Origin of the sequence: Rhodoferax sp. TS-BS-61-7 (assembly GCF_002943465.1) — a bacterium.
Classification (GTDB): Bacteria; Pseudomonadota; Gammaproteobacteria; order Burkholderiales; family Burkholderiaceae_C; genus Allorhodoferax.
This window is the reverse complement of the sequence record NZ_PTQY01000003.1, coordinates 136,856-149,513: the sequence shown is the minus strand read 5'-3', so window position 1 is coordinate 149,513 and position 12,658 is coordinate 136,856. Positions and strand designations below refer to the sequence as shown.

At 60.1% G+C, this 12,658-nt stretch carries 12 protein-coding genes; 2 read left to right on the top strand and 10 right to left on the bottom strand.

Features of this window, described 5'->3' with window-relative positions; genetic code table 11:
- Positions 1 to 10: 10 nt before the first annotated feature.
- Genes gmd through epsA form a run of 10 tightly spaced genes read right to left on the bottom strand, consistent with a single transcriptional unit; the run spans position 11 to position 10,159 of the window.
- Positions 11 to 1,126, bottom strand: coding sequence for a GDP-mannose 4,6-dehydratase (gene gmd, locus C5F53_RS09390; protein WP_105261123.1), 1,116 nt, complete (start codon positions 1,124 to 1,126; stop codon positions 11 to 13).
- Positions 1,123 to 1,815: an exosortase-associated protein EpsI, B-type gene (epsI, locus tag C5F53_RS09385; protein WP_201740828.1), complete on the bottom strand. Its 693-nt coding sequence runs from the start codon at positions 1,813 to 1,815 to the stop codon at positions 1,123 to 1,125. The genes gmd and epsI overlap by 4 nt, the downstream gene beginning before the upstream one ends.
- Complete coding sequence (gene xrtB / locus C5F53_RS09380) at positions 1,815 to 2,714, bottom strand: exosortase B (RefSeq protein WP_105261502.1); 900 nt, start codon at positions 2,712 to 2,714, stop codon at positions 1,815 to 1,817. Before xrtB ends, epsI begins: the two co-directional genes overlap by 1 nt.
- A gap of 8 nt (positions 2,715 to 2,722) precedes the next feature.
- Entirely contained in the window at positions 2,723 to 3,571 is an 849-nt protein-coding gene (epsG, locus tag C5F53_RS09375; RefSeq protein WP_105261121.1) for a chain length determinant protein tyrosine kinase EpsG, read from the bottom strand.
- Complete coding sequence (gene epsF, locus C5F53_RS09370; protein ID WP_105261120.1) at positions 3,568 to 4,944, bottom strand: chain length determinant protein EpsF; 1,377 nt, start codon at positions 4,942 to 4,944, stop codon at positions 3,568 to 3,570. The genes epsG and epsF overlap by 4 nt, the downstream gene beginning before the upstream one ends.
- Positions 4,945 to 4,958: 14 nt before the next feature.
- Positions 4,959 to 5,765 (bottom strand): polysaccharide export protein EpsE, encoded by an 807-nt coding sequence (gene epsE, locus C5F53_RS09365; RefSeq protein ID WP_105261119.1) that lies wholly within the window; start codon positions 5,763 to 5,765, stop codon positions 4,959 to 4,961.
- Between the two features lie 24 nt (positions 5,766 to 5,789).
- On the bottom strand, positions 5,790 to 6,734 hold the full coding sequence (locus C5F53_RS09360; protein ID WP_105261118.1) for an EpsD family peptidyl-prolyl cis-trans isomerase: 945 nt from the start codon (positions 6,732 to 6,734) through the stop codon (positions 5,790 to 5,792).
- 14 nt (positions 6,735 to 6,748) lie between these two features.
- Positions 6,749 to 7,945, bottom strand: coding sequence for an XrtB/PEP-CTERM-associated polysaccharide biosynthesis outer membrane protein EpsL (gene epsL, locus C5F53_RS09355; protein ID WP_105261117.1), 1,197 nt, complete (start codon positions 7,943 to 7,945; stop codon positions 6,749 to 6,751).
- 2 nt (positions 7,946 to 7,947) lie between these two features.
- Positions 7,948 to 9,369 carry an undecaprenyl-phosphate glucose phosphotransferase gene (locus C5F53_RS09350; RefSeq protein ID WP_105261116.1) on the bottom strand — a complete coding sequence of 474 codons (1,422 nt, stop codon included), beginning with the start codon at positions 9,367 to 9,369 and terminating at the stop codon, positions 7,948 to 7,950.
- Positions 9,362 to 10,159 (bottom strand): XrtB/PEP-CTERM-associated transcriptional regulator EpsA, encoded by a 798-nt coding sequence (gene epsA, locus C5F53_RS09345; protein ID WP_105261115.1) that lies wholly within the window; start codon positions 10,157 to 10,159, stop codon positions 9,362 to 9,364. The genes C5F53_RS09350 and epsA overlap by 8 nt, the downstream gene beginning before the upstream one ends.
- A 373-nt stretch (positions 10,160 to 10,532) precedes the next feature.
- Here epsA and galE point away from each other — a divergent pair, with 373 nt between their 5' ends.
- Both galE and C5F53_RS09335 read left to right on the top strand, forming a co-directional pair.
- Positions 10,533 to 11,549 carry a UDP-glucose 4-epimerase GalE gene (gene galE / locus C5F53_RS09340; protein WP_105261114.1) on the top strand — a complete coding sequence of 339 codons (1,017 nt, stop codon included), beginning with the start codon at positions 10,533 to 10,535 and terminating at the stop codon, positions 11,547 to 11,549.
- Positions 11,550 to 12,653, top strand: coding sequence for a sugar phosphate nucleotidyltransferase (locus tag C5F53_RS09335; protein ID WP_105261113.1), 1,104 nt, complete (start codon positions 11,550 to 11,552; stop codon positions 12,651 to 12,653).
- Positions 12,654 to 12,658: the final 5 nt, after the last annotated feature.

The following is a 12,658-nucleotide window of genomic DNA, read 5'->3' as shown; positions in this document are numbered from 1 at the left end:
CGGCTGGGGCTTACTCGTGGTGGTCGTAGGTTTGAAAGCCGGCCAGCTTGACCAGTGCGTCACGCTTGGCGCTGGTGAAGTCGGCTTGCACCATTTCTGCCACCAGTTCTTGCAGGCTGGTGGTGGGCACCCAGCCCAGTTTTTCTTTGGCCTTGGTGGGGTCGCCCAGCAGGGTTTCCACTTCGGTGGGGCGGTAGTAGCGGGGGTCCACTTTCACAATCACATCGCCCACTTTGCACTTGGCTTCAGAGCCGGTAATGGCCACCACGGTGCCAATTTCGTTTTCGCCTTCGCCAGTCCAGGCGAGTGTGATGCCCAGCTCTGCCGCGGCAAACTCCACAAACTGGCGCACGCTGTATTGCACACCGGTGGCAATCACAAAGTCTTCGGCGTGGTCTTGCTGCAGCATGAGCCATTGCATTTCTACATAGTCACGGGCGTGGCCCCAATCACGCAGGGCGCTCATGTTGCCCAGGTACAGGCAGTCTTGCAGGCCCAGCGCAATGCGGCTGATGGCGCGGGTGATTTTGCGGGTAACAAAGGTTTCGCCGCGCAGGGGGCTCTCGTGGTTAAACAAGATGCCGTTGCAGGCGTACATGCCATAGGCTTCGCGGTAGTTCACCGTGATCCAGTAGGCATACATCTTGGCCACGGCGTAGGGGCTGCGGGGATAGAAGGGGGTGGTTTCCTTTTGCGGAATTTCTTGCACCAGGCCATACAGCTCGGAGGTAGACGCTTGGTAAAAGCGGGTCTTTTTCTCCAGGCCCAGGATGCGGATGGCTTCCAGAATACGCAGGGTGCCCATGCCATCGGCGTCTGCGGTGTATTCGGGCGATTCGAATGACACGGCCACATGGCTCATTGCGCCCAGGTTGTAAATCTCATCGGGTTGCACCAGTTGGATGATGCGGATGAGGTTGCTGCTGTCGGTCAGGTCGCCGTAGTGCAGCGTGAAGTTGCGGGCCGACACATGGGGGTCTTGGTACAGGTGGTCAATGCGGTCGGTGTTAAAGCTCGATGCGCGGCGTTTGATGCCGTGCACCTCGTAGCCTTTTTTGAGCAACAGCTCTGCCAAATAAGAACCGTCTTGGCCTGTGACGCCGGTGATAAGTGCTACTTTTTTCATGATGCGTTGGGTGTAGAAATGCCTGAAAGAAATTTACGGTGTGATGCGGGAATGGCTGCTAACAAGTCGGTCACAAATTGCGCTTGCAACTTGTAAGCCAGCTCGGTGTCGCGGGTGATGGAGGAGACGCGGAAGATCAATCCGTCGGGAATTTGGCCCTGAAAACCATAACGAAGCTGAGCCAGTTTGGTTTCTGTTCCGCCTTGCACCACCGCGTCGCCAATGGTAGCCCAGTAGGTAAGGGGTTCTTTGCGATTGCCCAGCTCGGTTTCAAGCCGTTTGACGCGGATAGGGCCAAGGTTGGTGGGCAATGTTCCGAACTGGCTGGAGGTGACTTTAAAGCCTTGGGCGGGGTAACAAACGTCGGGGTAGTGCAGTGCCAAGCCATCGCTTTGGTTGTTGCCATACGCAATGGACAGCATGACGATGCCGCCATCGGGCCGCACATAGGTGCGCGACAGGGTTTGCGAGTAAAGCTTTTGCAGTAGCTCAGTTTGCTGGGGGTTGATCACCAACCTGCCGGAGCTTTGGAGCTCGCGCCATTCGCCAAATTGGGTGGGGATGATGGTTTCGAGCTTGGTATCGCCCCGGGAGGCGGCCAGCAGTTCGGTGGGTTTGATGGTAGTGGCTGCGATGCTGGTGGCAACCATGAGCACCAGGGCCAGCCAGCCTTTGATTTGTCGGTTCATCATGTTGCTACCCGTGATGTGTGTGCCTTGGTGCGTGCACGGAACGCTTCAAAGGTTTGCAGCACGGTGTCAAAGCCAATGATGAGCAGCAGCGCACTGAGAAAGAGCACCATGCCCGCAAAGCCGTGCAAGAAACCTTGGCCCGCTTCGTCGCCAAAGTGGTAGGTGATGAGGCTGAGCGCCATAACGCGAATGACGTTGGCCGTGAAGGAGATGGGCACGATAAGGATGGCCAAGCCGACGTTGCGCACGAGGGAGTCGCGCCGCACGATGTTGAGGTACAGCAGGCCCAAGGCTTCTAGCGTTAGCAGGGTGTGCAGGCCTGCGCAGGCGTCTGCCACCAGCAGCATGTATTGGCCAATTTGCAAAATGACGCCATTGCGGCCAATGGGGTAGCCCACCCAAAACAGCACCTGCTCGGCCACATACGACACGGCCATCTTCATGGGCATGGTTACGGTGTCTACCACCGCACCAGGCAGGGGCACCATAAACAGCATGAAGAAGAGCGCAAACCACTGTGCCTTCAGGGCCTTGGGGCCCAGGTTGAGCAGTGTGATGCTGACCAGCAGCCAGAGGACGGAGCCGACCTCGAAAATCAAGATGTCTTGTGAGCGACCCAGCGCATACAGCAGCAGGCCGAAGGCAAAAACAGGCCAGCCCCAGGCGCTAGGTTTTTCGCCATGGCTGGCGGTCAGCATGTCGGGCCAGCCACGGTAGATGAGCCAGCACGAGATGCCTAGCACTATGGGGCCGTGCATTTGGGCGTCACTCGCCCAAATGCCGGTGAACAGGTCGTGCAAAGTTGGCAGGTACAGCGCGGCCAGCCCGAGCATGACCGGGAGCCAGGCCAGCAGCTCGGCCTGCAGGGTGGGTTTGCCGCGGTAGATGCGGGGCATGGTGGCGCTCATGCGTCGTTGAGCACGGAGCCCACCAGTGCAACGCCGCTGTCTTGCAGGCGCCGAGCCAGTTGGTTGGCCTGGGGGACCAGGCTTTTGTTTTTGCGGGCCACCAGCAGGGCTGCGCCAGCACGGGCGGCGGTCACCTCTGCGTCGGCAAATTCGGTGCCGGCGGGGGTGTCGATGATGATCACATCAAACTGCTGGCTGGCAATGCGGAGCAGGTCGCCAAAGGCGGGGCGGCCCAGCAGCTCTTGGGGGTTGGGCGGGGTGGCACCGGCGGGCAGCACGGCCAGGCCGGGCAGGCCGGGCACGAGCTGGGCCACTTCAAGCCCCGCACGGTTGGCCAAGATGCCAGACAGGCCGGCGCTTTTGCCAAGCTTGAACAAGGCGTTTTGCGCACGCGCAGGTTTGGCGCGCAGGTCGGCGTCTATCAGCAAGGTGCGCTCGCCTTGTTGGGCAAACACGATGGCGAGGTTGGCGGCAATGAAGCTGCGGCCTTCGCCGCTGCCGGGGCTGACGATGGCGATGACTTTGTGCGCGGGGTCGGTGTTAAACCAGCGCAGCATGAGCTGGCTGCGCACGGCGCGCAGGTTTTCGCCCACACGGCTAAAGGGTTTGTAGGCGGCTACCAGTTCGTGGCTGACGGAGTCGTCTTGGTCGCTAAGGTAGGCGTAGTCAAACTGTTTGCTCAGGGCAAAGTCGATGTCGTCTTTGGTCAGCACCTTCAGGGCCAGGGCGGCGTCGCCAAACTGCACTTTGTCGGCGTGCTGGCGCTCCACAATGCGGGCGGCATCGTCTTGGCTCAGGCGGCCGGTGGCTACCAAAATGTCGCCAATGGTTCTAACCTGGTTCATGCGCTAACTCCAATGGCGGTGCGTTTAAACATGCCCGATGCCGAGCTGATGGCGCCCAGTACGGGCAGTTCCAGGGCTTCGACCAAATCTTCGGTAGAGCGGACGCGGCGGTTCATTAGCTCCAGCAGCAGTGCCAGACCAACCCCGAGCAGGGTGCCCAGGAAGACGGACACCAGCACATTCAAAAACACCCGTGGTTTGGATGGTGCGGGTGGCGCAATGGCAGGGTTAAGCACCGCAATATTGGTTTGGTTGGTTTGGCTCTCAATATTGGTTTGCGAGGCGCGTTGGCTCACGATCTCGAACGCGCGCTGGGCGGATTCGATGTCGCGGCGCAGCACGTTCAGCTCATCGCGCTGTTTGTTGAGCACGAGCACGCGGGCTTTTTGGGTGGCCAGGGCGCCTTGCAACTGGGCTTCGCGCTGTTTGCTGACCTGGTAGGTGGTTTCAATGGAGCTGGTGATCTTGCGGGTTTCGGCGTCTAGCTGGGCGCGCAGTGCGCCCAACTCAGACTCGGTGCGCTGGATTTGGGGGTGGTTGGCACCGAGGTTGACTTTGCTTTCGGTGAGCTTGGCTTCCAGGCGGGCAATGTCGGCTTTCAGGCCGTTGACCAGCGGGCTTTGCATGACTTCGGCCAGGGTGTCGGCTTTGGTGCTGCTGCGTTTGCTTTGGCTGTCGGTGGTTTGGCCTTGCACGCCGGTGAGCTGGCTGCTGGTTTCGTTGAGCTTGGCGGTTTCAAAGTCTAGGCGTTCGTCGGTGCTGGTAATGCCGTTTTGCTGCTGGTAGTCAGACAGGGCTTGCTGGGCTTTCTCCAGCTTCTCGCGGGCGGTTTTGGTTTGTTCGTCAAAAAAGGTGGCGTACTGACGGGCTGGGGCTACGCGCAGGTCCAGGTTCACGTCGATATAGGCCTGTGCAAAGGCGTTGGCCACGGCGGCGGCAAAGTCGGGGTCGGCACCGGTGTAGTTGATGCTGATGACGTTGCTTTCGCGGCTGGGTTTCACGTCCAGGCTTTTTTGCAGCAGCGATGCCAGCCAGTCGCGCAACTGGCCTTTGCCTTGGGTGGCTTCGCGCCACTGGGCCTGAATGGCCGGGCTGTTTTCCATGCCCAGGCCTTTGACCACGGCTTGGGCCACACGGTCGCTGTTGATGATGTCAACCTGCGTGGCCATGTAGCCGGGGGCCATCATGCCTTGGAGCATGAGGCCGCTTACGGGGTCGGGGGAACGCACGTCCACCACCACGGCGGCGCTGGCGGTGTATTGCTTGGCCATGAGCATGCTCACCACGACGGTAGTAGCCACGGTGAGTGCAAAGGCGAGCAGCGCAATCTTCCAGCGGGCCCGGAGGATGAGTAGAAACTGTTGAAGTGTCATAACGGGGGCCGGGTTTAGAAGATGCTTTCTTTGACGTAAATCACGTCATTGGGGAGCACGGGGTCGGTGAGCTGGGGTTCGAGCTGTTGAATGCCGCCGCTGTCTTGTTTGCGGTGCAGGCGCAGGCGCTTTTCGGACCCGCGGGCGTTGGGGCCGCCGCCTTGCGCCAGGGCTTGCATCACCGTCATGCCGCGTTCAATGCGGTAGGAGCCGGAGCGCTGGGCTTCGCCATAGATGTAGAACACCGGGGCGCGGTGCACGTAGATGGTGTCGCCGCCTTGCAGGAGCATGTTGTCTTGCAGTTTTTCTGCCAAAAAGATGGAGGGGATATCCACCTCTTTGCGGAACAGTTTGCCGTCGCGCACGCCGGTGACGATGGCTATGTCGTCGCCCCCCGATGTGGCACCACCGGCGTTGGCCAGCATGTCGCTGAGGCGGGTGTTAACCGTCTCTAGCGGAAAGCGGCCGGGGCGGGCTACTTGGCCCAGCACCGAGACTTGGTTGCCACGGATCTGGATGAGTGCGATGTTGACTTGGGGTTTTTGGATAAAGCCGCCGGTCTGCAGGGCATCGGCAATTTTCTTTTCGGCCGCGGCCACAGAGAGGCCACCCAGCTCGACCGCGCCAATGAGCGGGTAGGTGATGCTGCCACGCTCGGAGACGCGGGTTTCGATGGTGAGGTCGGGGTTTTGGAAGACCTGCACGCGAATGGTGTCGCCCGCGCCCAGCGGGTAGTCGGCCTGGCCTTGGGCGTGGGCGCCCAGGCTGGCCAGTGCCAGCAGGGCAGTGGCCAGAAAGCGGGGGAGGCGAAATGTTGTCATGGGTGGTACCTGGTGGGCTGGGGTTTATTTCAAACCGGCCACGCCTTTTTCGATGGTGGATTTGGCGGCGGCTGCGTCGGGTGCAGGCGCGGCAGCGGGGGCGGCCACGGGTGCTGTAGCTGCGGCAGGCGCGTTGGCAAACTCGCCCATGTAGGTCACTTTGGTAGAGGCGCGCAGTTGCTTGAGGTTGGCGTTGACGGCTTCACCGGCGCGCTGGTTGAGCAAAAACTGTTCGATGCGGGGCAGGGCAGCCTCTTGCGCCACGGGGGCAGACTGGGAGGACACCACGCGCAGCAGTGTGATGGTTTGGGGGGCCTCTATCAGCGTGCTTTGGCCGTCTTTCAGGGCGTGGATGCGGGGCAGAATTTCGAGCGGGATTTGCTCTGCAGCGCGGGTGGCGCTGCCGCCGCCAAACTGGATGTTTTTGCCTTTGAGCAAAGCAGCCGCTTCTTCAATGGGGCGGCCCGCGGTGGCCAGGGGGCGCAGTGCATCGGCCACGCCTGCAGCGTTGGGCACCACAATTTCTTGCACGTTGTAGATGCGGCGCTCGCTGAACAGGGCGGGGTTGTCGGCAAAGTACTTTTTGGCTTCGTCTGCAGTGGGCTTGGGGGTGGATGCGGTGATTTGCTGGATGTAGGCGCGCGCCAGGATGTCGCGGCGGGCGGCTTCAATTTGGCCCACGACTTCGGGGGAGCGGTGCAGCTTGTTTTCGGTGGCTTGGTCTACGGCGAGTTGCTGGTCAATGAGCTTTTCCAGCACGTCGCGGCCCATGGCTTGCGCGTTGCCAGCGCCAGCGCCGGAGCGGCTGAGCACTTGGTTGATCTGGTGCACCGAGATTTCTTCGGAGCCCACTTTGGCGGCAACTTGGGTGGCAACTTTTTTGTCGTCTTTGTTGCCGCAAGCGGCCAGGCCCAGGGCCATGGCGGCAGCCAGTACGGTGGTGGAGATGTGGCGGGGTGTGATGCGCATGGTGGTGTCTCGGTTTAGTAGGTAATTTGGGCGGTAAAGAGCAGTTGGGTGCTGTCGTAGTCCAGGCCCGTTTGGTTGGAACCGCGCGAAGCACCTTGTAGTGCTGCGCTGAGTGCGAGTTGTTGGTAGGGTTGCCAGTTGATGGAGACCGAGGTGTCGCGGGTGGTGTCGCGCCGGGTGCTGGCGGTGGCGCCTGGCGAGCCCAGGTAGTCGCGCTGGGCCCAGTCGTAGCGCAGGCGCAGTGCAGCTTTGGGGCTGAACTGCCAGACGGGGCCGATGCTGATTTTGTCGGTCTGGCTGTAGTTGCTGTTGGCGGTGGCGTAGGCGTCTAGCGCGTGGCTAAAGCCGACGTTGAGGGCTGTTTTGCCGCTGATGGCCCAGTCCAAGCTGGCGCCGGTGTTGAAGCCGTTGTAGTCGCGCTGGCCGTAGGTGGGGTGGGTGCGGTTGATGTGGGTGAGGTAGAGCTCGGCGCTGCTGTTGCCGCCCAGGGCCCAGCGCAGGCGCAGGTCGTTGTCGAGTTGTTTGAAGTTGTCGTCAAACTGGCCGGCGTTGGGTACGGTGCGGTTGAGGTAGCTGCCGCTACCTAAGCGGGCCACGTAGCTGATGCTGCTGCCGGAGGCAAAAGCGTATTTCACCCCGGCGTTGGCGGTGTTGCTGGTGTAGTCGCTACCGGCCAGCACGGCTTGCTGGTTGGCCTGGCGGGTGGTGCTGATGCCGCCCAGCAGGCGCCAGGTGCCATCGAGCTGGTATTCGGCGTTGAGGCCGGTGCTGGTGTCAATGCGCTGGTTGCGCTGGGTGTAGCTGTTGAAGTCGCTAAAGCTGTTGAGGGTTTCTTTGCGGCTGGAGGTCAAGCTGCCGGTTAGCGCAGGGGTGAGGGCCCAGCGCCATGCCGCGTTGTAGTTGCTGGCGGTGAAGCTGAGGTAGTTGAAGTTTTGGTATTTGTAGTCCACCAGGTTCAGGTCGAACTCAAACTTTTGCAGGCTTTGGTAGGTGTTGAGCCCAAAGCCCACGGTGGTGACGCCAATTTGTTCTGCGGCGCTGTCTTTGCCAATGAGCGCTTGGGTGTTTGCGCTGGAGGGCAGGCGAAACAGGTTGCTGTCGGTCTGCACGGTGTAGCCAGCGGTGAGTACCAGCGGGGCTTCTTGTGCGACGGCCGCACTGGCGCAAGCGCATAGCGCCACGGCAACGTGGAGGGTGGGCTGCGCGCGCATGCTCAGTAGGCCTGCTGGTCTTTGACGACCAAGCGCACGGTTTTCAGGATGATGTGGATGTCCAGTCGCAGGGACCAGTTGCGCAGGTAGTCCAGGTCGTAGTCGATACGGCCTTGCATTTTGTCCAGTGTCTCGGTTTCGCCGCGGTAGCCGTTGACTTGGGCCCAGCCGGTGATGCCGGGTTTGACCTTGTGGCGGACCATGTAGCCCTTGATGAGTTTGCGGTATAGCTCGTTGTGGGCGACGGCGTGCGGGCGGGGGCCCACGATGCTCATGCGGCCTTGCAGCACGTTGATGAACTGGGGGAGCTCGTCGAGCGAGGTTTTGCGCAAGAACGCGCCTAGTGGGGTGATGCGGGAGTCGTTCTTTTGGGCTTGCTGGATGGCGCCGCCGTCTTCGGTAACGGTCATGGACCTGAATTTGTAGACCAAGATTTCTTCACCATCGAGGCCGTAGCGGCGCTGTTTGAAGATGATGGGGCCGGGTGAGCTCATCTTGACGGCGATGGCAATCGCCAGCAGCACGGGGGTGATCATCAGCAGGATGAGCAGGGAAAAGACGACGTCGCTGATGCGTTTGATGGCACCGCTGAATCCGCGGAATGGGGTTTCGCACACCGAGATGACGGGCATGCCGCATACGGCGCTGGGGTGGCCCTGGATCAGGTCGGTGACGAACATGTCGGGCACAAAGTAGATGGAGGCGGTGGTGTCTTTGAGCTCGTCCAATATGGCCAGGATGCGTGGTTGCGAGGCCATGGGCAGCGAGAGGTAGATGACCTGTATGCGGTTTTGCTGGGCAATGCAGGCCAGTTGGTCAATCTTGCCCAAGAGGATGTAGGGGCTGTCGGGGTGCAGGCGGTCGGTGCTGCGGCTGTCGATAAAGCCGGCAAGTTCGATGCGGGAGTAGGGGGAGTCTTTGAGTTTGGTGGCCAGGGCGAGGCCTTGTTCGTTCATGCCCACAATAAGGGCGCGCTGCTTGGGGCCCTGGAGTTTGAGCACCATGGGGGCCACGAGCCGCAGGCCAAAGCTGGCCGCAACTTCGGTGGCCGGTGCGGCCCAGAGCCAGGCGATGAGTGCGTCTTGCGAAAACTCGCGGATGTAGCCGGTGGCATAACCGGTGACGCCCAGGAGGCCTGCGATCCAGATCCAGTTGAGGACGATGTCTAGCAGAACGGTACCAACGCTGGTTTGCAAGCGCGATTCACCCGGAAAGGTGAGTGCGAAGGTGAGCACGGCCAGCAGCAGATAGGCGGGCAAGATGCTGCCTTCGAAGTAATACGCCAAGGCCCAGAGTGACGAGACCAAGGCGGCGGGGCAGACAGCGGATTCGAACAAGCTGAGCAGGTTGTCTTTGCCCAGTGTGGGGTGCTCAACGCCCCGGTTGAGGGCAGCGGCGGAGAGGGTGACGTGGGCTTTAGACATGGTTCATCCACGCTCGAAATTTGCCTACGGCCTGGGCACGGTTGGAGACATCGAGTTTTTTGAAGACGCGTTGCATGTGGTTTTTGACAGTGAACGCGCTGATTTCCAGGATGCAACCGATCTCGGGGTTGGTTTTGCCCAGGGCGACCCATTTGAGGATTTCTGCTTCGCGGTCAGACAGGTCGTGGTCGCCTTTGAGCAGGGCGTCATTGAAGGTGGTGGGGGCGGTTTGCACCTGGGCCTGGTGGGGCAGGTGCTCCACTTGGCGCAATGCAGTGTCGATGTAGGGAAGCACCATGGCCATGGCTCCGCGCTCCATTTCTGTGAACTGCTCTTTGGCGCTAAAGGCGACGTAGAGGCAGTCGTGGCTGCCACGCTCGTCGCGGATGCCGTGCACCGCAGCGGAGCGCATTTTTTGCAATGCCCCCCCCAAAGCACTTTTCAGGCCAGAGTCTTCGAGCAGAAAGCCGCTTTCGCCGGTGTTGAGGCTGAAAGGTTTGTTGCTGAATTCGGTCCAGCGGTTAAACAGCTGAACCAGCAAGGGGGTGATAGCGCCTGCGTGGGAGGCGTGGGAGCGCACGCCGGCCAGGGCCGAGATGATGTCGTGTTGCACGGCGCCGGTAGAAAAATCTCCCCACGCGGCCACCAAAATGTCGTGCGGCAGGTAGCGCTGCATGTCACCCTGAAGCCAGATCAGCACGTCAAAGTGACTGCGCACTTCCACCGAATGGGTGACGACCCGGTGGTAGTGGTGCAGGTCCTCGGAGGAGAGCGAGGGGAAAAATGACATGGGGTGGAGTGGCCGGAGCTTAGGGTTAACGCTAATTACGTAAGAAGTGGCGGATGTTACGGATCCAAATGGACTATGCCTATCCCCCAAACGGGTGAATTTGCTTCAAATGGTGAGATCTCAACAAATAAATGTGAACTAGTTCACATTTATGAGCTTCGTTCAGCCATTTGTGCAAAGGCGCACTGTGGTAGGCGATCAATTCAGGTAGGAGTTGCTGAGAGACCGGATTTTTGAGCCGCTTGTATGACGTGCATGTGACGCCGGTTGGCACTCTTTTTGTATGGTGTTTGCATCTGGTTACGCGCTGTTTAGTCCATATGGACTAGGGGCTGACGCATACACTCACGTAGATAAAAAATGGGAGTTGTGAATGATTTTTGTGACTGGAGGTGCGGGCTACATCGGTTCGCATACCTGTGTGGAGTTGTTGATGGCGGGGCACGATGTGACCGTCTACGACAACTTTTCCAATAGCCAGTGGGAGGCCACGGAGCGCGTGCAGCGCATTGCGGGGCGCACTATGGCTGTGGTGCGTGGAGACATCCGCGATGGAGCTGCTTTGCAGGCGGCCTTGCACGCAAGTGGTGCGAAGGCTGTGGTGCACTTTGCCGGGCTGAAGGCGGTGGGCGAGTCGGAAGCTGAGCCGTTGAAGTACTACGACAACAATGTGCTGGGTACGGTGCGTTTGTTGGAGGCAATGGCGGCTTGCGGGGTGAAGACGTTGGTGTTCAGTTCATCGGCCACGGTGTATGGCGTGCCAGAGGTGCTGCCGTATCGCGAGGACCACCGTTTAAGCGCGACCAATACCTACGGCATGACCAAACTGGTTGTCGAGAACATGCTGCGTGACCTTCATCGCAGTGATGCGGACTGGCGAATTGGCATCCTGCGTTATTTCAATCCGGTGGGGGCGCATAGCAGTGGTTTGATTGGTGAGGACCCGCAAGGCACGCCCAATAATCTGATGCCGTATGTGGCGCAGGTGGCCGTCGGGCGCCGGGAGTTTTTGAACGTGTGGGGCAACGATTACCCCACGCCGGATGGCACAGGTGTGCGCGACTACATACACGTGGTGGATTTGGCTCTGGGGCATGTGAAGGCGCTGGATTACCTGGGCGCGAATACCGGATGCGTTTCTGTCAATCTGGGGGCGGGTGTGGGGCACAGTGTGCTAGATATGGTGCGCTCTTTTGAGGCAGCCAGCGGGCGCCCGGTTCCCTTCAAAGTGGGGCCCCGCCGAGCCGGAGATCTGGATGCCTATTGGGCAGATGCCTCTTTGGCGCAAGCGCTGTTTGGCTGGCGTGTTGAGCGCGGGCTGGACGTTATGTGTGAGGACACTTGGCGCTGGCAGAACATGAATCCGAATGGTTACAAGGGAGAGAAATAAATGGCAAAAGGAATGATTTTGGCGGCGGGGCAGGGTACCCGTGTGCGACCTTTAACCAAGGATTTGCCCAAGCCGATGGTGCCTATTTTGGGTAAGCCGGTGATGGAGTATTTGATCGAGCATTTGGCGCGGCATGGCATCAAAGAGATCATGGTGAACGTGGCTTACCACCACCAGCGCATTGAGCAGTATTTTGGCGATGGCAGCCGCTGGGGCGTAGAGATTGGGTACTCCTACGAAGGTGTGCGCGAGCATGGAGACATCTTGCCACGGCCGCTGGGGTCTGCGGGCGGTATGCGCCACATTCAGGATTTCAGTGGGTTTTTTGACGAGACCACCTTGGTGCTGTGTGGTGATGCACTGATTGATTTGGACATTACCGCCGCCTTGGCGGAGCACAAGGCCAAAGGGGCCATGGCCAGCGTGGTAGCGCTGGAGGTGCCGCGCGAGGAGGTGCAGTCTTACGGCATGGTGGTGGCGGATGCGGATGGGCGCATTCAGTCGTTCCAGGAAAAGCCAAAACCGGAAGATGCCTTGTCGACCTTGGCCAGTACGGGCATCTACATCTTTGAACCAGCGGTGCTGGACAAGGTGCCGGCAGGGCAGGTGTACGACATCGGCTCGCAGTTGTTTCCGCAGTTGGCACAGGACAAGTTGCCGTTTTTTGTGCAAAACCGGCCGTTCAACTGGCTGGACATTGGGCGTGTGAGTGACTACTGGTCGGTGTTGCAACGCGTGCTGAAGGGCGAGATTGACTACATGCGCATGCCGGGCAAGGAGGTGAAGCCGGGAGTGTGGGTGGGGCTCAATACGCAGGTTCCTTGGGACCAAGTCAAGATTGAGGGGCCTGTCTACATCGGCTCCAGTGTGAAGATTGAGCCGGGCTCCACCATCATTGGGCCTGCCTGGATTGGCCATGGCAGTGTGATCCGAACCGGTGCGCGTATTACGCGCGGGGTGTTGTTTGAGTACACGCGTATTCCTGCTGACATGCACTTCTTCGAGATGATTGTGTCGCGCCACTATTGCGTCAATCGGCACGGCGAGACGCTGTACCGTGGCGACGATACGGCCCGCCTGCGCTGGGGCGATGCCCGCGCCTGACCAAT